Raw genomic sequence first — 19,592 nt, 5'->3', positions numbered from 1 at the left:
GACGGGGGATGGTCCGTCAGCCGGCGGGCAGGGTCGGCTGGATCCGGCGCAGGAAGGTCGCGTTGTCCGGCGTCTCGCGCATCCGCTGCAGGAGCGTCTCCAGGCTGCCCTGCCCGTCCCCGCTCTGCAGCGCCCGCCGCAGTCCGCGCACAGCGGTCAACTCCGCAGGGCTCAGCAGGAGTTCCTCGCGCCGGGTGCCGGAGGGGTTGACGGCCACGGCCGGGAAGACGCGGCGGGAGGCGAGTTCGCGGTCCAGGCGCAGCTCCATGTTGCCGGTGCTCTTCAGCTCCTCGAAGTAGAAGTCGTCGGCGCGCGAGCCGGTCTCCACCAGGGCGGTGGCGAGGATGGTGAGCGAACCGCCCTCCTCGGCGAGGCGGGCGGCGCCGAAGAACTTCTTCGGCCCGATCAGCGCGGTCGCGTCGACACCGCCGCTCAGGGTGCGGCCGTTGCCGGGGGCCGCGTTGTTGTGGGCCCGGCACAGCCGGGTCAGGGAGTCGAGCAGGATCACGACGTCCTCGCCGGCCTCGACGAGCCGCTTGGCCCGCTCGATCACCAGCTCGGCGAGCGCGATGTGCTGCTTGGGCGTGCGGTCGAACGTCGAGGCGTACACCTCGCCGCGCACCGAGCGCCGCATGTCGGTGACTTCCTCGGGGCGTTCGTCGAGCAGCACCACCATCAGGCGGCACTCGGGGTGGTTGCCGGCGACGGCGGCGGCGATCTGCTGGAGCAGCACGGTCTTGCCGGTCTTGGGCGGGGCCACGATCAGCCCGCGCTGGCCCTTGCCGACGGGGGCGATCAGGTCGGCGACCCGCCCGGTCAGGCCGGACGCCGGGTGTTCGAGGCGGATCCGCTCGCGCGGGTGCAGCGGCGTGAGCTCGTGGAAGCCGCGGCGGCCCCGGTCAGGGGCGTGGCCGTTGACGCGGGCGACCTCGGTGAGGGCGCGCTGGGTGCCGCGCACCCCGTCGACGGCGTCCCCCTTGCGCAGGCCGTACCTGCGGATCAGGGCGGGGGAGACCTGGAGGTCCGAGGGCGAGGGCAGCAGGTTCGCGGCGCGCAGGTGGCCCTTCCCGCCGGCGTCGATGTCGAGGACGCCGGTGACGGCGCGGACCGGGGGCTGCTGCTGGACCGGTGGGGTTTCGAGAGTGATCGTCATGGTGGTCTGTCCTTTCGAGGACGGAAGACATGGGACATGCGGAAGGGAGGGGGGAAGCCGCGAGAGGGAAGGCGGACAACGCCTTCGGGCGGCGCAGGACAGCACCCACAAGACCTGTGCGGTGCTGCGGAGAAGCCGGTCCATCGACCGACGGGATGAGAGAGAACTGGCACCGGCGCCACGAAACGGGCGTACACAAGTGCTAACGGGACGGTACCACGGCGACTCAGCGCGTGGCGAGGAGTCCGTACAGCAGCGGGATCCGCGGTTCGGGAAGCCGCCACCAGCCGGACGCCGTGCGGGTCATCCGCGGCCAGCGCGGCCAGGGCAGCTCGTCGCTCTCACGGAGCCGCCGGACACCCAGTCCCACGTCCGTCAACGCGGTGACGACCTCGCCTATTCCGTGCATCCACTCGACGCACTCCGTGGCGCCCTCGACGGCCGGCCCGTCGGTGTACGTGCGGGTCGCGTCCCGGCGCACGGGGCCGGCGCCGCCCAGGTAGTCGTGGCGCAGCAGCAGTTCCGGTCCCTCGTCCGGAGCGGGCTTCGGGCCCAGCGAGTTGAGCAGCGGATGGAACTCCACCACGTACAACAGCCCACCCGGGCGCAGCAGTCGGGAGACGACCTGCGCCCACCGGGCCAGGTCGGGCAGGTAGCACAGCGCGCCCTTCCCGGTGTACACGACGTCGAACCGCCGTCCCTCCAACGCCTCGACGGCGTCGTAGACGTTCGCCCGCACGTACTCGACGGCCACGCCCGCCCGCGCGGCGATCCCCTGCGCGGCCACGACGGAGGCCGCCGAGAAGTCCAGGCCCACCGCCCGGGCCCCACGGCGGGCTAGGGCGACCGTCTCGGTGCCGAGGTGGCACTGGAGGTGGAGCACGTCACGGCCCGCGAGCTCGCCGAGGTCCTCCCACTCGAAGGGGGCGAACCAGCGCTCGGGGTCGAGGTCCTGGTCGAGGCCGTAGAACCGGCTGGCGAGGTGGACGGGGGTGCGGGCGTCCCAGTTGGCCTGGTTGACCCGCATCAGCCGCGCGTGCTCGTCGGACGTCATGGGGCCATCCAACCGCGAACCCGGCCGCGACGCGCCGCATACCAGCCATACGAACGCCCGATGGCGATTCGGTGACGCTTTTCTTGTTCCGGTGAAAAGCCCTCCCTACGCTGCCAGCACCGCATCAGGGCGGCATGGGACAAGGGACTTCGCCAACATGGGCCGACTCGCCGGGAAAACAGCCTTCATCAGTGGAACAGGAGCCGGAATTGGCCGCGCCGCGGCACAGGTGTTCGCGGCCGAGGGAGCGGCCGTATTCGGCTGCGACATCGACGAGAAGAGCGCGGCGGAAACCGTGGAAATCGTCGAGAAAGCCGGGGGAGTCATGCGGTCCCTCGCGCCCGTCGACCTGTCCACCGAAGCCGGCGCGCGGGAGTGGGTCGAAGCCGGCATCGCCGCGTTCGGCGGGATCGACATCCTCTACAACAACGCCTCCGCGCTGCGGAACGGCCCCTTCGAGACCATGCCCGCCGAGGACTGGTACTTCACCATCAGGAACGAACTGGACATCCCCTACTTCTGCACCCAGGCCGCCTGGCCGCACCTGGTCGCGCGCGGCGGCGGCGCCGTCCTGAACGTCGCCTCCGTGGCCGCCGTACGCGGCGCCCCCTTCCTGCCGATGGTGCCGCACGGCGCCGCCAAGGGCGGGGTGCTGGCGATGAGCAAGCACCTGTGCGCGGCCGGGGCCCCGCACCGCATCCGCGTCAACACCATCGCCCCCGGCATGACCCGCACCGCCGCGACCGCGCCCTTCCTCGACGACCCCGACGGGCCGAGGGCCCAGTTGGAGGCCCGCATCCCGGTCGGCCGGGTCGGCGAACCGGAGGACATCGCCCGGGCCGCCGCGTTCCTCTGCTCCGACGAGGCGGCCTTCGTCAACGGCGCCAACCTCATGGTCGACGGCGGCGACAGCGCGATGGCGGGCTGACGTGCGCGTGCGACTCGACCACGTGGGCGTCAACGTCCGCGACCTGGCCGCCCAAACCCTCTGGTACCAGGGCGCGTTCGGGCTGCGGACCGCCTTCGAGTTCCATGTCGAGGGCCCCGGCCTCAGAGGTGTCGTCCTGGAGCATCCGGACGGCTGGCGCCTCGAACTGCTGGCCCGCCCCGGCTCCGCACCCGGGCTCAGGGCCCCCGACCCGCTGACCGCGGCCCTCACCGAGGGATACGGCCACTTCGCGGTCACCACCCCCGAACTCGACCCCGTCCACGCGGCCCTGGTGGCCCGGGGAGCGGGCGAGGCCCTCGCCCCCGGACCGTCCCCCGAGCCCGGTGTGCGCATGGCCTGGGTCACCGACCCCGAGGGAAATCTCATCGAACTCATAGAGCGACGGAGTACGGAATGACAAGCGTGCTGAAAAGACTCGACAGGGGAACACTCATAGCCTGCTGTCTGGCCGTTGCCGCCGCGCAGCTATGCATTACCGTGCCCTCGCCCATCAACGGGGAAATCCAGGCCGCATTCGGGGCCTCCGGTTCCCAGGTCGCCTGGGTGACTTCCGCGTTCATTCTGCCCACCGCGATTCTCGAGCTGAATTTCGGGGTGGTCGGCGACCTCTTCGGACGCAAACGGCTTCTGGTGCTCGGCGGATTCGTCCTCGCCCTCGGTGAACTGATCAACGCGCTCTCCCAGAACATCGAGATGCTGTGGCTCGGCCAGGCCCTGGCCGGGATCGGCGCCGCCGCGCTCTTCCCCAGCTCCCTCGCCGTCATCGCGGCCGCCACCCCGGAGGAGAAGGACCGCGCGAAGGCCGTCTCCACCTGGGCGCTGAGCATCTCCCTCGCCTCTGCGGTGGGCCCGCTGTCCTCCGGTGTCCTCGCCACCGTCGCCGACTTCCGCTGGGCGTTCGTGCCGCCGGTGCTCCTCGGTCTCGTCGTCGGCGTCGCCGGCATGGTCCTGGTGACCGACTCCAAGGCGCCCGAGGGGCGCTCGCTGGACTGGCCCGGCCAGCTCACCGTCGCGGTCGGCCTCACCGCACTGCTGTGGGGCATCATCGAGGGCGGCGAACGCGGCTGGAGCAGCCCCGCGATCGTCGGCGCGCTCGCTCTCGCCGCGGTCGCCCTGGTCGCCTTCGTCGTCGCCGAGAAGCGCTCCGCCTCGCCGATGTTCAACCTCGACCTGCTGAGGATCCCGTCCTTCGCCGCGGCGGCCGTCGTCGCGCTGGCCGGCATGTTCGGCTTCATCGGCACCGCGTACTGCGTCTCGATCCGGCTGGGCGCGGTCATGCACCTGAGCGCCCTCAAGGCGGGCATGCCCTTCGTGATCCTCCAGCTCGTCCCGCTGCTCCTCGCCCCGGTACTCAGCAGGATGCTCACCCGGGTGCAGCCGCGCCTGCTGCTGGTCGGCGGTCTGCTGCCGATGGCCGCCGGTCAGTTCTGGATCGCCGCCCTGCCCATCACCACGACCTCCCTGGCCGCCTTCATCGGGCCGGTCCTGCTGCTGGGCGTCGGCTTCATCTGCGTGGTCTCCTCGCTGACCTCCGCCGCCGTCAACGCCGTACCGCTCAACATGACCGGCATGGCCTCCGGCGCGACCAGCCTGGTCCGCGAGTTCGGCCAGGGCCTCGGACCGGCCGTGATCAGCACGGTCGCGATGAGCCTCGCCTCCTCCGCCCTGGCGGGCAAGCTCTCCGGCGCCGACGCGGGCATGGAGGCCGCCGCCGGGCCCCTCGCCGTCGTCAACGCCGGAAGCGCCGGCGCCAGGGCCGCCGCCCAGGACGCCCTCGCCCACGGCATGGCGGTCGGCGTGGTGATCTGCGGCTGCGCCTCCCTGCTCGGGGCGCTGGTCACCCTGCTGCTCGTGCGCGGCAGCGCCACGCGCTCGGCGACGGAGGCGGCGGTGCAGCCCGCGACCGTGTAGCCGACGCGAAGCCGAGAAGGGAAGCCGAGAAGAGGGGCCGGAGAACTCGGCCCCTCTTTTTTTTGCGCGCGGGTGTCGATTCGGGCCCGTCCCGTTCGTCGGCGGGGTGTAGGAAGCTCATGAGCACCGGGAGGAACCATGAAGTACATGCTGCTCGTCTGCGGCGACGACACCGCCGACGCCTCGGGCATCGCCCCCGTCGAACCCTGGGTCCAGGAACTCGGCGACCGTGGCGTGCGCCTGCACGGGCACCGCCTCGCCCGGCCCGCCGACGCGGTCACCGTGCGGGTGCGCGGCGACGAGGTGCTGCGCACCGACGGGCCGTTCGCGGAGACCAAGGAGTACGTCGCCGGCTTCGACATCCTGGAGTGCGACAGCCTGGAGCAGGCGGTCGAGGCGGCGGCGAAGCACCCCGTGGCGGCGATCGGGGCCATGGAGGTGCGGCCGTTCTGGGAGGACGAGGACGCCGAGGGACAGATCCGCCGCCTCGACGCAGAACTGACCGAGGCCGCGCGCACCGGGGACGTCGAGCGGGCGCTCGCCTGCTACGCGCAGGACGCGGAGGCGGTGGAGAACGGCCGGCCGCACCAGGGCGTCGAGGCGCTCCGCAAGCTCTTCGCGGAGGCCGGACCGGTCTCCCGCGAGGTCCTGGAGTTCCAGGTCCACGTCGACGAGAGCATCGCCTTCGGCCACGCCCTCGTCCGGACCGGCGCCAGGCTGCTGCGCGTCACCACCGGATACCGCAACGCCGGCCCGCGCTGGCTCGTCGTCCACCAGCACGTCACGGAGGCCACGTCATGAAGTACGCCCTGCTGATCTGCACCCCCGTCGACGGCGAGGAACTCAGCCCCGCTGAGATCGCCGACGACCCCCGCTTCACCGCTTACATCGAGGAGGTCCGCGGCCGGGATCTCGTCAAGGGCGGCGCCCGGCTGCGTCCCTCCTCCGACGCCACCACCGTGCGCGTCCAGGGCGACGAGGTCCTGCTCACCGACGGCCCGTTCATCGAGTCCAAGGAGTACCTCGCCGGCATCGACATCATCGAGGTCGCCGACCTGGACGAGGCGATCTCCCTGGCCTCCCGGCACCCGGCGGCGCTCGGCGGCGGTTCGGTGGAAGTACGGCCGGTGTGGGAGTGACCCCCGAGGAGGCCGTCGCCGCCGCGTTCCGCGAGGAGTGGGGCCAGGTCGTCGCCACCCTGATCCGGGTGACCGGCGACTGGGACCTCGCCGAGGAGTGCGCGCAGGACGCCTTCGCCCAGGCCCTCGACCGGTGGCGGCGCGACGGTGTCCCGCGCCGCCCCGGCGCCTGGCTCACCACGGCCGCCCGCCACCGAGCCATGGACGTACTGCGCCGACACGCGGTCGGGGAGCGGAAACTACGGGAGGCGGCCATGCTCACGGCACCCGGGGAACCGTACGACGACGACAGCGGTGTCGAGGACGACCGGCTGCGCCTGATCTTCACCTGCTGCCACCCGGCGCTGCACATCGAGGCCCGCGTGGCCCTGACCCTGCGCACCCTCGCCGGACTGACCACCCCGGAGATCGCCCGTGCCTTCCTCGTCCCCGAGGCGACCATGGCGCAGCGCCTGGTGCGCGCCAAGAAGAAGATCCGCAACGCCGGCATCCCCTACCGGGTACCGCCCGCCCACCTGCTGCCCGAACGCACCACGGGCGTGCTCGGTGTGATCTACCTGCTGTTCAACGAGGGCTACGCGGCCACCTCGGGCACCGATCTCGTACGGCGCAACCTGTGCGCGGAGGCGATCCGGCTGGCCCGCGTGCTGGCCCGACTCATGCCCGACGAGCCCGAGGCGCTCGGCCTGCTCGCGCTGCTGCTCCTGCACGACGCCCGCCGCGCGACCCGGGTCGACGTCGACGGTGAGCTGGTGACCCTGGAGGACCAGGACCGCACCGCGTGGGACCGTGCCGAGGCCGACGAGGGCGCCGCCCTGCTGGAGACCGCGCTGCGCCGCGGCCGGCCCGGGCCGTACCAGATCCAGGCCGCCATCGCCGCCTGCCACACCACCGCGGCCAGCGCCGAGGACACCGACTGGGCCGACATCGCCGCGCTGTACGGGGAGTTGGCGCGGTTCGTGCCCTCCGCCGTGGTGCGCCTCAACCGCGCGGTGGCGGTCGGCATGGCCCGGGGCCCCGACGCCGGGCTCGCGCTGGTCGCGGAACTGGAGCGGGAGGGCGAGCTGGACGGCTACCACCTGCTCCCGGCCACCCGCGCCGACCTGCTGCGCCGCAGCGGCCGTACGGCGGAGGCGGCGGAGGCGTACGAGCGGGCGCTGGAGCTGGTGGAGAACGACGCCGAGCGGAACTTCCTCGAACGGCGTCTCACGGAGTGTCGATCGGGACGGGCGCCGTTCGTCGGCGGGGTGAGAGCGACCCCACGGCACGGGAGGCCCCGATGACCGCTCACCCCCGTACCCGCCCGCCGGCCGTCTCCGCCGTGCCCTACTGGGGCGGTGCGTCGTCGAGTGCGTTCGTGATCGCCTTCACGGGGCCGTGGGCGGCGTACCCGCCGTCGACGGTGATCTCCGCGCCGTTCACGTAGGACGCCTCGTCGGAGAGCAGGTAGACGACGAGCGGGGCCACCTCGTCCACGGTCCCCGGGCGCCCCAGGGGTGTCATGGAGAGGTGGGCCCCGACGAAGACCGGGTTGGCGGACGCCATCAGCGGGGTCTCGATGTAGCCGGGGTGGACGAGGTTCGTCCGGATGCCCCGCGGGGCCAGCTCCAGCGCCGCCACCTTCGACAGGCCCCGCAGCGCCCACTTGCTCGTCGTGTAGGCCACCGCGTGGTGCGCGGTCAGGCCCGCGACCGAGCCGACGTTCACGATGGAGGAGCCGGCCGGCATCAGCGGGGCGAGGGTCTGGATGCCGAGCAGCGTTCCCGTCGTGTTGACGGCGAACGCCCGGTTCCAGTCGTCGAGGGCGACCTCGCCGAGCCGTGCCCGCATCGGGATGCCGGCGTTGTTGACCAGGCCGTGCACGGCCTCCAGCCCCTCGGCGAGCGCGGCCCAGTCCCGCGGCGAGGACACGTCCAGGTGCCGGTAGCGCACGTCCAGGCCGTCGGCGCGCAGCGCGGACGCGAGCTTCTCGCCCGGCTCGTCGAGGACGTCGGTCGCGACGACCCGCGCGCCCTCCCGGGCGGCCGCCGTCACCTCCGCGGCTCCCTGGCCCTGTGCGGCCCCGGTGACGACGACGGTACGGCCCGCCAGACGCGTACGGCTCACGGTTCCTCCTGCTGGGTCGGGATGTCTCCCGTCCACGCTAGGAAGCCGCGGTCAGCTCCGGAAACGCGTGTTCCCCATGGCTGTCATCCGTGGCGGCGATCTCCTGGCCCAGCGAGGCACCGACCTTCCGCACGGTCTCCCGAAGCCACCGGTGGGCGGGATCGGCGTGCCGGTTGTGGTGCCAGTACATGGCCTCCACCAGCGGCACGTCCGGGAACGGCGTCGGTACGACCGCGCAGCGCGCGAAGCCCTCGTAGCGCCGCGCGAGCCGCTCGGGCACCAGGGCCACCAGGTCCGTGCCGCTGACCAGGAACGGCAGCACGCTGAACCCGGGCGTGCTGACCTGCACCCTCGGTGTGATGCCGAGGGTCTCCAGTTGGCGGCCCACGGGCGTGTTGCTCTTGCCGATCGAGCAGGCGGCGTGCGGCATCTCCGCCAGGTCGCGCAGTTCGAGCCGCCCCTTCGCCAGCCGCGGGTTGTCCGGATCGACGAGACACACGAACCGGTCGTGCATCACCGCCTCGCTGACCCCCGGAAGCTGGTAGCCCAGCGGCACGACCATCAGGTCGTGGCAGCGCAGATGGGTCTCGTTCTCCAACTGCCCGTCCACGATGGGATGGAAGTCGATCCGGACCCCGGGCGCCTCCTCCGCGATGACCCGCAGCAGCGGCTCCACGAACACCGTCATCACGTAGTCGGACATCACCACCGAGAACCGCTGCCTGCTGCGGCCCGGATCAAAGTGCCGGGTCAGGGACAGCGCTTCCTCCGCCTTGTGCAGCGAGGCCTGGACGACCGGGAGCAGCCGTTCCGCCAGCGGGGTCAGTTCGTACTCGCGGCCCACCCGGACGAGCAGCTCGTCGTTGAAGTGCCGGCGCAGCCGGGCCAGGGAGCCGCTCATCGCGGACTGGCTGGTGGACAGCCGCACCCCCGCGTGGGTGACGTTCTTCTCCTCCAGGAGGGCTTCCAGCGCCACCAGAAGATTCAGGTCGATCGCTCCGAGACCCATGGGTGTTCCTTCCGGCCGCGTCATTGAAGGTCGGTGACATCGGAGCGTAACGACGGGTCTCCCGCCGAGGAAGGGCCCCGGGTCCAAGTCACAGGGATCCGACAGGAACCATCGGACCCCTGGATGTGCGCAGGTCAGGAGCGAGCGCTACGGCCGTGGCGTGCGCCCCCGCGGACGGGCCCGCGGCAGGTACACGTCCGTGCGGCCCGGCACCACCCGGTTGGAGACGCTGCCGAGCCCCGCCACGGCGAGGGTCACCCGGTCACCGGGCGTGAGCGGCGGGGGAGTGCGCTCACCGAGCCGGCCCCAGAACTCCGCCAGGGCGCCCCAGCCGCAGGTGCCCGAGCCGAGGACGTCCCCGGGCCGCACCCAGGCGTCCCGGGAGGCGTAGGCGACCATCTCCTCGAAGGTCCACGACATGTTGGCGAGGGTGTCCCGCCCGATCAGCTCTCCGTTGAGCGCGACCGTCATCTCCAGGTCGAGGAAGCCGTCCGCGTCCCGCCGGTCCTCCACCTCGTCGGCGGTGACCAGGAAGGGCCCGAGGGTGTTGGCGAAGTCCTTGCCCTTGGAGAAGCCGAGCCCCAGGTTCTTCTCCGGCTTCTGCAGGTCGCGCGCGGACCAGTCGTTGAGGACCAGGTAGCCGACGATGTGCTCGCGGGCCTGCTCGGGAGTCAGGTCCCGGCCGCTCCGCCCGATCACCGCGCCGACCTCCAGCTCGAAGTCCAGCACCGAGCAGCCCGCCGGCACCGGCACGTCGTCGTGGGCGCCGTAGCACGCGTGCGGGTTGGTGAAGTAGAAGTTGGGCGCCCGGTACCACTCCTCGGGCACGTGCTCCAGACCGTCGAGGGACTTGGAGACGCCCTCGATGTGCGCCTCGAAGCCGACGAAGTCCCGGATGGAGGGCGGCTTCAGCGGGGGCAGGAGCCGCACCTGCCCGACCGGCAACGCGCCGGCCGCGCGCAGGGCTTCGGCGCCGGCGGTGTGCAGCGCCCCCTGCTCGACCAGGGCCAGGACCGACTGGGCGAGGGGGTGGATCAGCCCGTCCCGGACGACCCCGGCGCGCTCCACGCCCTCGTGCTCGTACGTCGCGAAACGCATGGCTCACTGCTCCCAGTGGTTGGTGTTGGTGACGGTCCCCGCGCTCAGATAGCCCGCGAACAGGCCCTTCGGGTCCCGGACTTGACGGATCTCCTGGAGCCGCTCCCACTGGGCGTCGCCCATGAACCTGAGCTGGCGGACGGTGAAGTCGGAGTCGCCGAGGTACTGGCCCGCGGTCACCGGCCGCATCGCGGCCATCGCCTCGTCGAGCCAGGCACGCAGCTCACCGTCGCGCCCGGGTTCGTCGTGCACCACATAGGTGGCGCAGTAGATCTCGGACTGCAACGAGAAGGCCATGTCGGGGAGCCGGCGCAACGGGGCCATGGAGAACCAGATGGTGAAGGTCCGGCGGGTGGGGTGGTCGGTGAACGCCTTGCGGATCGCCGGGACGACCTCCTCGGCCGGTCCGGTCAGCCAGGCGTTGTCGACGAGGTAGCGGTGGCCCTTCGGGTTGGCGGTGCGCTGGCCCGAGAGCTGCTCGGCGAACGTGGTGGGCCGTGCCTCGACGCGGAAGAGGGCCCGGTCCGCGTACGGGTTGGCGTGCAGCGGGGCCAGCGCCTCGGCGGCTTCCTCGGCGGTGTCGGTCAGCGAGACGCCCGTCACGAGCAGCACCGGCTCGTCCCCGTCGGGCGGGGTCTGGGTGAGCGCGACGATCTCCACCAGGTCCGAGACGGTGTGGTGCATGCCGTGCAGCCAGGTCATGACCTCGTCGAACAGCTCCAGGGGGTAGGCGTGCACGGTGTGCCCGAGATGCCTCGGCAGCGGGCGGGTGCGCAGGTGGAAGCGGGTGACGACACCGAAGAAACCGGGACCCGCGCCACGAGCCGCCCAGAACAGGTCGCTGTTGTGTGTCTCGTCCGCGCGCACCAGCTCGCCCTCGGCGGTGACGACGTCGATCGCCACGAGGTTCTCCGCCGCCCAGCCCCAGCCGCGCGCGTTCCAGCCCTGCCCGCCCTGGAGGAGAAACCCGCCGATACCGACGGAAGGACAGTGCCCGCCGTTGAAGAACCGCCCGAACTCGGCGAGGTACGGGTTGAGTTCGTCGCCGCCCTTGACACTCGGCGTCGCCGTCACGATCCCCGTCCCCGGGTCGTACGCCATCTCGCGCAAGTCCCCGAGGTCGATCAGCAGCGCGTCCTCGCGCACCGACCAGGCGGCCCAACTGTGGCCGCCGGAACGGACGGCGACCTGCCAGTCGCGCTCCAGGGCGAGCCGTACGCCGTCGACGACGTCCTGTTCGGTACGTGCCAGGAGAACGGCGGCCGGCAGCCGGTCGGTGGGGCGGCGGGCGTTGAAGATCCGGCCGAAGCAGGCCTCCTCGAAACCCTCGTCGCCCCGGAGAAGAAGCGTGTCCATGTGATCCCTCACTACTTCACCGCGATCGGGTTGACGGGCGCGCCGACCGCCCCGGTCACCGGCAGGGGAGCCGCCACCAGCAGGAACTCGTAGACGCCGTCCGCCGCGCAGTCCTCGGCGAGGGCCTCCAGGTCCCACATCTCACCGAGCGGCAGGCCCATGTTGGGGATCGCGATCTGGTGCAGCGGGGACATCGCGGGCTCGGCGAACTCGTACGGGCGCACCTCCAGGCCCCAGGTGTCGGTGGCGATCGCCGCGATCTCGGTGCGGTGCAGCCAGCCGAGCGTGGTGAAGGACAGGCCGGGCGCGTCCCCGGCGGCGTAACCGCCCCACTCGCCGAGCCGCCGTACCCGGCCGAGCTGTCCGGTGCGCACCAGGACGAGGTCGCCGCGGCGCACGGTCGAGGTGGCGCCCTGCGCCTCGACGGTGGCGCGCAGGTGTTCCTCCAGGATGGGGAAGCCGTCCGGGAGTTCACCGTGCTCGTCACCGGCGGTCCGACCGACGTCGAGGAGGACCCCGCGGCCGGTGAACGCGTCCCGCATGTGCTCGATGCCGGTCACCGAGTCGCCGTCGCCGTTGACGATGGTGCACGAACGGCCGTTCCAGGCACGCTTGTTGTCGTAGATGTGGCCGAGCCCGTCCCACTGGGTGGAGGCCTGCAACGGCATCACCACGTGGTCGTCCGCCCCGCCGAAGCCGTGCGGGAAGCCCTGGGTGCCGGCGGCCGCGTCGGAACCGGTGTCCTTCATGTAGTGCACCGGGTTGATCCGGCCGCGGAAACCGCGCTGCGGACCCGACTCGTTGAACTCCTGGGCGAGCGAGAAGGCACGGCCCCGCCGGACCAGGCCGGCCGCGTGGGCGCGGATGGCGTCGTCGATGAAGTTGAGGGTGCCGAGCACGTCGTCCTCGCCCCAGCGACCCCAGTTGCGGTACGCGGTGCGGGCCTTGGCCAGCTCTTCCTCGATCGGACCCGGAATCATCGGGCACGTCCTTTCAGCAGCAGGTCGAGTGCGTTGCCCCCGGCGACGGCGGCACGGTCGGCCGGGGCCAGGCCGGCGGCGTCCAGACGCGCCACCGGATCGTCGACACCCATGTCGAAGGGATGGTCGGTGCCCAGCACGACCCGGTCGGCGCCCACCTCCTCGACCAGCCGGCGCAGGGCCCGCGGGGTGTACACGAGGGCGTCGAACCACATGCGCCGCAGGTAGGCGCTCGGCGGCTCGGCGCAGCCCCGCGCGTCCTCGCGCACCCGCCAGGCGTGGTCGGAGCGTCCGACGTACGTCGGCAGATAGCCGCCGCCGTGCGCGGCCACCAGCTTCAGGCGCGGGAAGCGGTCCAGGACGCCGGTGAAGATCAGTCGGGACAGGGCGATCGTCGTCTCGACCGGCTGGCCGACGGTGTTGCCCAGGTACGCGGTCGCGAGCCGCTCGCCGAGCGAGCAGCCCCAGGGGTGGACGAAGACGACCGCGCCCGCCTCCTCGGCCCGGCGCCAGACCTCGTCGTGCGCCGGATCGGACAGCTCCCGCCCGTCGACGCTCGTCGAGACACTCACGCCGTACAGTCCGAGCCCGGTGACCGCCTCGTCCAGCACGGCGACGGCGAGGTCCGGGTGCTGGAGGGGGACGGTGCCGAGGCCGTACAGCCGCTCGGGCGCCGTGGCGCAGTGGGCGGCCACCTCCTCGTTGACGGTACGGGCGAGGCGCACGGCGAGCTCCGCGTCCGCCCAGTAGTGGTGCATCGGCATCGGGCCGACCACCTGGATGTCGACGCCCATCGCGTCCAGGTCGGCGAGCCGCTCGGTCACGCTCGTCAACCTGCCCGCGAGCCGCTGGAGTTGGGCCCGGTTGGCGGCGAGGGACGCGGGGGAGTGGGCGCGCTGCTCGGCCGCCAGCTCGGCGGCGAGACCCGGAGTGCCCGCGACCAGCGCGTCGGCGGCCGGGACGGCGAGGTGGCCGTGGAAGTCGACGACCGGGGCGTTCACGCGGCCGCCGTCAGCGAGCCGAGCGTCTCCGACAGGATCCGGGCCGGGTCGGCTCCGGGTGTGCCGGGGTGGATCTCCCACTCCGCCAGGCGCAGGGAGTTCTCCAGCACCATGCGCACGCGGGGCAGCCGGCGGGACATGAAGCGGTCGAGCGAGTCCTCCAGTGGTCCGTCGCCGCTGACCAGCTCCGCCAGCAGCACCGCGTCCTCCATGCACATGGCGGCGCCCTGCGCGATCAGCGGCGGGCAGGCGTGGGCCGCGTCGCCGATGACCACGGTCCGGCCGCGGTACCAGGGCTCGTCGACCAGGACCGCCTCGATCCAGCGGTAGTCGACCGCCGTGTCGTCGGGCAGGGAGGCCACGATCCGGCCCCAGGTGCCGCCGTAGCCGGCGCCACGCTCGCGCATCAGGGACAGCGCGCAGCGCGGGCCGATCAGCGAGGCGTCGAGGTTCTCGTCCAGGAGGTAGGCGTAGCACCGGTCGGCGGAGATCGGGCTGTAGCCGGCCTTGAAGCGGGGGCCGCCGTAGTACACCTCGGCGCAGTCCATCTCGGCGGGGCGCTCGGCGACCACCCGGAAGATCGACATGCCGACCGGGCGGGGCCGCTCGGTGATGCCGATCAGCGCGCGCATCGCCGAGTTGATCCCGTCGGCGCCCACGACCAGGTCGTAGCGGCCGGTGGAGCCGTCGGTGAAGACCACGTCCACGTGGTCGGGGGAGCGGTCCAGACGGTCGACGCTCAGTCCGAGGCGGACGGTGACGCCGTGCGCGTACACCGCGTCGCACAGCGCGTTCTGCAGGTCGGAGCGGAGCGCGCCCACCGTGGCGGGCAGGTCGGGGCCGCCGGTGTGCGGGGTCTCCAGCTCGGTGAGCAGGGCGCCGTCGGCCCGGCGCAGCCGCATGATGTCGAACGGCACCGCCCGTTCCAGCACCCGGTCCAGCACCCCCACCGAACGCAGCGCCTTGAGCGCGTTGCCCTGGACGGTGATGCCGTGGCCCACTCCGAACCACTGGGGCGAGATCTCGACGAGCTGCACCTCGACACCGCGCTGGGCGAGCGCCAGGCACAACACGCTTCCGGTGATGCCGCCACCGACGACGAGCACCTTTTCAACGGGCATGGGTGATCCTTGCGAACGTAGGGGACAGGGGAGCGGTCAGCCCGCGAAGCGCGGGCCCAGCTCGTGGTAGTGCTCGACGGCCGGCGGCGCGGCGAGGAACGGCCCGACCAGGGCCCGCCAGCGGGCGAACCGCTCCGACTCCCGGAAGCCGACCGTGTGCGCCTCGACCGACTCCCAGCCGACCAGCAGCAGGAACACCGACGGCCGTTCCGCGCAGCGCAGCAGCTCGGCCCAGCGGAACCCGTCCGCCTCGGCGAGCACCTTGCGCGCCGCGGCGAAGACCTCCTGGAACTCCGCCTCCCGGCCGGCCTCGACCGTCAGTTGGGCATGCTCGACCACCACGGTGCTCTCCTCGGTTCGGGGTGGCTCCGAGACTGGTCGGCGGCCCCTGCCGGGTCAACGGATCGAGGCATCGGCAAGGGGGACGTCATCCATCCCGTACGGCGATGGAGGCGCAGATCAGCGGTCCGGGGGCCGGTGATGGCAGGCATCGCCAACGGCCATTTCCGCCGCCCGGCGCGGATGCCTAGCGTCGAGGACGAGCCGCCCGCATCCCCCTGAGGAGAGCCGCCCGTGCCCGACCCGATACCCCCGCACTCCGGACCGTTCGCACTCGGCACGTTCGCCGACCGCGCGGGCGCCTTCCCAGGACTGGTCACCGGCGCCCGTGTGCGCGACCTGTCCGACCAGGTGGCGTCCGTGCGCACCCTGGTCGAGGACTGGGACACCTGGCTGCCCCGGCTCCACGACCTCGCCGAGTCCCCGGCCGCCGCCGGCGGCACCTGGCACGACCTCGCGGACCTGCGCGTCCTGATCCCGATCGAGCCCGGCCAGATCCTCCAGAGCGGCGCCAACTACCGCAAGCACGTGGTCGATCTGGTCGCCGCCGAGAAGGAGAGCGTGCACGGAGCGACCCCCGAGGAGGCGCGCGCCGACGCCGAGCAGATGATGGACGAACGGATCCGCAGCGGTGTGCCGTACGTCTTCCTCGGCTCGCCGCGTGCGATGTGCGGCCCCTACGACGACATCGTGCTGCCCGAACTCGGCGAACAGCACGACTGGGAGCTCGAACTCGCCCTGGTCATCGGCAGACCGGGCCGCGACATCCCCGTCGAGGAAGCCCTCGACCACGTGGCCGCGTACACGATCTGCAACGACCTCACCACGCGCGACCGCCTCTACCGCCCCGACCTCAAGGCCATCGGCACCGACTGGTTCACCGCGAAGAACGCCGACACCTTCCTGCCGACCGGCCCCTTCCTCGTCCCGGCCGCCTTCGTCGGCGACCCGGCCGACCTGCGGATCACCCTGCGGCACAACGGAGTCGTCCGCCAGGACGAGTCCACCAAGGACATGATCTTCGACATCCCGCGGCTCGTCGCGTACGTCTCCACGACCACCACCCTGCGCCCCGGCGACCTGCTCCTCACCGGCTCCCCGGCCGGCAACGGCGCGCACTGGGGCGTCTTCCTGAAGCCCGGCGACGTCGTCGAGGCCGAGATCTCGGGCCTGGGCCGTCAGCGCAACACCGTCAGGAGCCACTCATGAGCTTCCAGCCCATCACCCATCTGCGCCATGTCGACCTGGCCGTACCGGACTTCGAGCGGCAGCGGGCCTTCTACGGCGGCACCTGGGGCCTGACCGAGGTCGCGAACGACAGCGGGCTCGCCTTCTTCGCCGCCGAGGGCAGCCCGGAGCAGTACGTCGTGCGGATCCGTGAGGACGAGCGCAAGCGGATGGACCTGGTGGCCTTCGGGGCGGTGTCCCCGGCCGCCGTGGACGAGCTGGCCGTACGGCTCGGCCGGGCCGGAGTGCGACTCGTGCACGAACCGCGGGAGTTGGACACCCCCGGCGGAGGCTACGGGCTGCGTTTCTTCGACCCCGACGGGCGGGTCGTGGAGGTCTCCGCGGACGTCGACACCCGGGCCCACCGCAAAATCGAGGAACGCGAGGCCGTCCCCGTGCGGCTGTCCCACTGCGTCGTCAACTCCCAGGACCCGGAAGGGCTGCGGGACTTCTACGTCCGGCACCTCGGCTTCCGGCTCACCGACACCCTGTACTCGACGCACATGGGCGACCTCATGTACTTCCTGCGGTGCAGCCCCCTGCACCACTCCTTCGCCATCGCGCGCGGACCCCATGTCTCCCTGCACCACGCCTCGTTCGAGATGCGCGGGGTCGAGGAGTACATGCGCGGCACGGGCCGGGCGCTGCGGGCCGGGACCCGGCTCACCTGGGGGCCGGGCCGCCATCTCGCCGGCGACAACACGTTCGCCTACTTCCACGACCCGCACGGCAACACCGTCGAGTACACCACCGAGCTCGCCGTCCTCGAGGAGGACCTGTGGCACCCGGGCCGCCACGACGTCGACGACCCCCTCACCCAGGACCAGTGGGGCACCGCCGACCCGATGAGCGAGTCGGTCGCCAAGGAGCAGTTCAACGACCCCGACGTGCTCTTCGAAGCGCCGCCCGTCTGACCCCCGAGAAAGGCTGCCACCGTGGCAACGACCCTGAAGAACGCCGTACCCAAGGCGGAGGTCACGGCCTCCCTCGACCAGGTGCGTGAGACCGTCGCCGGCGTCATCGCCGACATCCGTGAACGCGGCGACGCGGCCGTGCGCGCGTACTCCGAGAAGTTCGACGACTGGAGCCCGGCCTCCTTCCGGCTGAGCGAGGAGGAGGTCGAGAGGATCGTCGCGTCGGTGCCCGAGCAGGTCATCGCCGACATCCGCTTCGTCCAGGAGCAGGTCCGCGCCTTCGCCCGCCGCCAGCTCGACTCGCTGGGCGAGTTCGAGATGGAGACCCTGCCGGGCGTGCGGCTCGGCCAGAAGCACGTTCCCGTGCAGGCGGCCGGCGCCTACATCCCCGGCGGCCGCTACCCGCTCACCGCCTCCGCCCACATGACCGTCGTCACCGCCAAGGTCGCCGGTGTGCCCCGGGTCGTCGCCTGCACCCCGCCGATCCGCGGGGAGATCCCGGCCGCGACCGTCGCCGCCATGCACCTGGCGGGCGCGGACGAGATATGGCTGCTGGGCGGTGTCCAGGCGGTCGCCGCGATGGCCGTCGGCACGGACGGCATGGACCCGGTGAACCTGATCGCCGGACCCGGCAACGCCTATGTCGCCGAGGCCAAGCGGCAGCTCTTCGGGGAGATCGGCATCGACCTGTTCGCCGGGCCGACCGAGATCCTCGTCCTGGCCGACGAGCACGCCGACCCGTTCGTCTGCGCCGTCGACCTGCTCTCCCAGGCCGAACACGGCCCCGACTCCCCTGCGGTGCTCGTCACCACGTCCCGCGAGGTCGCGGAGCGGACGATCGCCGAGGTCGAACGGATCCTGCCCGGCATGCCCACCCGCGACTACGCCGAGCCCGCCTGGCGCGACCACGGCCAGGTGCACGTGGTGGACAGTCTCGACGAACTCTACGCACTGGCCGACGAGTTCGCCTTCGAGCACGTGGAGGTGCTGACCGCCGAACCGCGGCTCGCCCTCGACCGGATGACCCAGTACGGCGCCCTCTTCCTCGGCGAGGGCACCTGTGTGTCCTTCGGCGACAAGGTCATCGGCACCAACCATGTGCTGCCGACCCGTGGTGCCGCCCGCTACACCGGGGGCCTGTGGGTGGGGAAGTACCTCAAGACGGTCACCTACCAGGAGGTCACCGACCCCGACTCGCAGGCTCTGCTCGGACGCCTCTGCGGACGCGCCTCCCGTGTCGAGCTGTTCGAGGGCCACGCGCGCTCCGGTGACGTACGGGCCGCGAAGGCGGCCGGTGACGAGCTGCCCTGGAACACCGCGTGAGCCTGCGCGGGCGTACCGCGCTGGTCACCGGCGGGGGAGGGCCGCTGGGGCGGGCGTTCGCCCTGGCACTGGCCGGCGAGGGCGCCCGGGTGGTCCTCGTCGGGCGCGGCGAGCAGGCTCTCGAAGCGTCCGCGGAACGGGTCGGGAACGGTGCCCGGGCGGCCGTGTGCGATGTCTCGGACCCCGGTGCCGTGCGGGAGCTGGCCGCCGAACTCGCCGACGAGGACGTGTCGTTGCTCGTCAACAACGCCGGTGTGGCCGGGCCGGTGCGCCCCCTCGTCGACATCGCACCGGACGAGTGGGACGACGTGTTCGCGGTCAACGTCCGGGGCGTCTACCTCATGTGCCGGGCCTTCCTCCCCCCGATGCTCGCCGCCGGCCGGGGCGACATCGTCAACGTCGCCTCCGTGAGCGGCAAACGGCCTCTGCTCCACCGCACCCCCTACACCGCCTCCAAGATGGCGCTGCTCGGTCTCACCCGGACCCTGGCCGGAGAGGTCGGCCCGCGCGGGATCGCGGTCAACTCCCTTTCCCCCGGGCCGGTGCGGGGACCGCGCATGGACCGCAACTTCCGCCTCACGGCCGAGCTCACCGGCTGCACGGTCGAGGAGGCCGAACGCGACTTCGCCTCCCGCGCCGCCCTCGGCCGGCTCGTCGAGGAGCACGAGGTGGCACAGGCCCTGCTGGCGATGCTCGCGATGCCGGGTCTGTGCGGGGCGGACATCGACCTGTCGGCGGGGATGATCGCCCCGGCCTAGCGGACAAGTGGCCGGGAACGGCGAGGCGGACGGCGCAGATGCCGCCCGCCTCGCCGTCGTGCGTGCGGCCCGTGGAGCGCGCGTCCCCTATGACCACTCTGTGTGACCGCCATGGAACCGGCCGCCCGATCTCAGGCATCGGGTTCCGGCATGC

At 72.2% G+C, this 19,592-nt stretch carries 20 protein-coding genes; 10 read left to right on the top strand and 10 right to left on the bottom strand.

Annotated features, from left to right (window positions below; translation table 11 throughout):
• Positions 1–16 precede the first annotated feature (16 nt).
• Together rho and ACZ66S_RS27990 are read right to left on the bottom strand one after the other, a co-directional pair.
• A complete protein-coding gene (gene rho, locus ACZ66S_RS27995) occupies positions 17–1,153 on the bottom strand; it encodes a transcription termination factor Rho (RefSeq protein ID WP_469904300.1) in 1,137 nt (378 codons plus the stop codon).
• Positions 1,154–1,379: 226 nt separating this feature from the next.
• The gene (locus tag ACZ66S_RS27990) at positions 1,380–2,207 is read right to left on the bottom strand and encodes a class I SAM-dependent methyltransferase (protein WP_469904299.1); all 828 of its coding nucleotides are present in this window, start codon (positions 2,205–2,207) and stop codon (positions 1,380–1,382) included.
• 157 nt (positions 2,208–2,364) lie between these two features.
• Between ACZ66S_RS27990 and ACZ66S_RS27985 the strand changes: the two genes are divergently transcribed.
• The 6 genes from ACZ66S_RS27985 to ACZ66S_RS27960 all read left to right on the top strand — a co-directional run bounded on the left by ACZ66S_RS27985 (position 2,365) and on the right by ACZ66S_RS27960 (position 7,489).
• Entirely contained in the window at positions 2,365–3,135 is a 771-nt protein-coding gene (locus tag ACZ66S_RS27985) for an SDR family NAD(P)-dependent oxidoreductase (protein ID WP_469904298.1), read from the top strand.
• 1 nt (position 3,136) lies between these two features.
• Entirely contained in the window at positions 3,137–3,553 is a 417-nt protein-coding gene (locus tag ACZ66S_RS27980) for a VOC family protein (RefSeq protein ID WP_469904297.1), read from the top strand.
• Complete coding sequence (locus tag ACZ66S_RS27975; protein ID WP_469904296.1) at positions 3,550–5,067, top strand: MFS transporter; 1,518 nt, start codon at positions 3,550–3,552, stop codon at positions 5,065–5,067. The genes ACZ66S_RS27980 and ACZ66S_RS27975 overlap by 4 nt, the downstream gene beginning before the upstream one ends.
• 138 nt (positions 5,068–5,205) lie before the next feature.
• Positions 5,206–5,868: a YciI family protein gene (locus ACZ66S_RS27970; RefSeq protein WP_469904295.1), complete on the top strand. Its 663-nt coding sequence runs from the start codon at positions 5,206–5,208 to the stop codon at positions 5,866–5,868.
• Positions 5,865–6,206 carry a YciI family protein gene (locus ACZ66S_RS27965; protein WP_469904294.1) on the top strand — a complete coding sequence of 114 codons (342 nt, stop codon included), beginning with the start codon at positions 5,865–5,867 and terminating at the stop codon, positions 6,204–6,206. The genes ACZ66S_RS27970 and ACZ66S_RS27965 overlap by 4 nt, the downstream gene beginning before the upstream one ends.
• Positions 6,203–7,489: an RNA polymerase sigma factor gene (locus tag ACZ66S_RS27960; protein ID WP_469904343.1), complete on the top strand. Its 1,287-nt coding sequence runs from the start codon at positions 6,203–6,205 to the stop codon at positions 7,487–7,489. The genes ACZ66S_RS27965 and ACZ66S_RS27960 overlap by 4 nt, the downstream gene beginning before the upstream one ends.
• Positions 7,490–7,532: 43 nt before the next feature.
• Here the strand turns inward: ACZ66S_RS27960 and ACZ66S_RS27955 are convergent, their stop codons facing one another.
• From ACZ66S_RS27955 to ACZ66S_RS27920, 8 genes are all read right to left on the bottom strand, one after another.
• Positions 7,533–8,312: an SDR family NAD(P)-dependent oxidoreductase gene (locus ACZ66S_RS27955; protein ID WP_469904293.1), complete on the bottom strand. Its 780-nt coding sequence runs from the start codon at positions 8,310–8,312 to the stop codon at positions 7,533–7,535.
• A gap of 37 nt (positions 8,313–8,349) precedes the next feature.
• A complete protein-coding gene (locus ACZ66S_RS27950; RefSeq protein ID WP_469904292.1) occupies positions 8,350–9,321 on the bottom strand; it encodes a LysR family transcriptional regulator in 972 nt (323 codons plus the stop codon).
• A gap of 147 nt (positions 9,322–9,468) precedes the next feature.
• Positions 9,469–10,419, bottom strand: a complete 951-nt coding sequence (locus tag ACZ66S_RS27945) for a fumarylacetoacetate hydrolase family protein (RefSeq protein ID WP_469904291.1) — start codon at positions 10,417–10,419, stop codon at positions 9,469–9,471.
• A gap of 3 nt (positions 10,420–10,422) precedes the next feature.
• Entirely contained in the window at positions 10,423–11,775 is a 1,353-nt protein-coding gene (locus tag ACZ66S_RS27940) for an FAD-binding oxidoreductase (RefSeq protein WP_469904290.1), read from the bottom strand.
• A gap of 11 nt (positions 11,776–11,786) precedes the next feature.
• Positions 11,787–12,755, bottom strand: coding sequence for a cyclase family protein (locus ACZ66S_RS27935; RefSeq protein WP_469904289.1), 969 nt, complete (start codon positions 12,753–12,755; stop codon positions 11,787–11,789).
• The gene (locus tag ACZ66S_RS27930) at positions 12,752–13,756 is read right to left on the bottom strand and encodes an amidohydrolase family protein (RefSeq protein ID WP_469904288.1); all 1,005 of its coding nucleotides are present in this window, start codon (positions 13,754–13,756) and stop codon (positions 12,752–12,754) included. Before ACZ66S_RS27930 ends, ACZ66S_RS27935 begins: the two co-directional genes overlap by 4 nt.
• Entirely contained in the window at positions 13,753–14,877 is a 1,125-nt protein-coding gene (locus ACZ66S_RS27925; RefSeq protein ID WP_469904287.1) for an FAD-dependent monooxygenase, read from the bottom strand. Before ACZ66S_RS27925 ends, ACZ66S_RS27930 begins: the two co-directional genes overlap by 4 nt.
• Before the next feature lie 36 nt (positions 14,878–14,913).
• Positions 14,914–15,219 (bottom strand): antibiotic biosynthesis monooxygenase family protein, encoded by a 306-nt coding sequence (locus ACZ66S_RS27920; protein WP_469904286.1) that lies wholly within the window; start codon positions 15,217–15,219, stop codon positions 14,914–14,916.
• A gap of 231 nt (positions 15,220–15,450) precedes the next feature.
• Here ACZ66S_RS27920 and ACZ66S_RS27915 point away from each other — a divergent pair, with 231 nt between their 5' ends.
• From ACZ66S_RS27915 to ACZ66S_RS27900, 4 genes are read left to right on the top strand one after another with little or no spacing between them, the layout of a single operon-like run.
• Complete coding sequence (locus ACZ66S_RS27915; RefSeq protein WP_469904285.1) at positions 15,451–16,425, top strand: fumarylacetoacetate hydrolase family protein; 975 nt, start codon at positions 15,451–15,453, stop codon at positions 16,423–16,425.
• Complete coding sequence (locus ACZ66S_RS27910; RefSeq protein ID WP_469904284.1) at positions 16,422–17,357, top strand: VOC family protein; 936 nt, start codon at positions 16,422–16,424, stop codon at positions 17,355–17,357. The genes ACZ66S_RS27915 and ACZ66S_RS27910 overlap by 4 nt, the downstream gene beginning before the upstream one ends.
• Before the next feature lie 21 nt (positions 17,358–17,378).
• Positions 17,379–18,680, top strand: a complete 1,302-nt coding sequence (gene hisD, locus ACZ66S_RS27905; protein WP_469904283.1) for a histidinol dehydrogenase — start codon at positions 17,379–17,381, stop codon at positions 18,678–18,680.
• Positions 18,677–19,438, top strand: a complete 762-nt coding sequence (locus ACZ66S_RS27900; RefSeq protein ID WP_469904282.1) for an SDR family NAD(P)-dependent oxidoreductase — start codon at positions 18,677–18,679, stop codon at positions 19,436–19,438. The genes hisD and ACZ66S_RS27900 overlap by 4 nt, the downstream gene beginning before the upstream one ends.
• The last annotated feature ends 154 nt before the right edge of the window (positions 19,439–19,592 follow it).

It is taken from the genome of Streptomyces sp. NPDC107471 (assembly GCF_055582845.1).
This window is presented reverse-complemented; position numbering and strand designations above follow the sequence as displayed.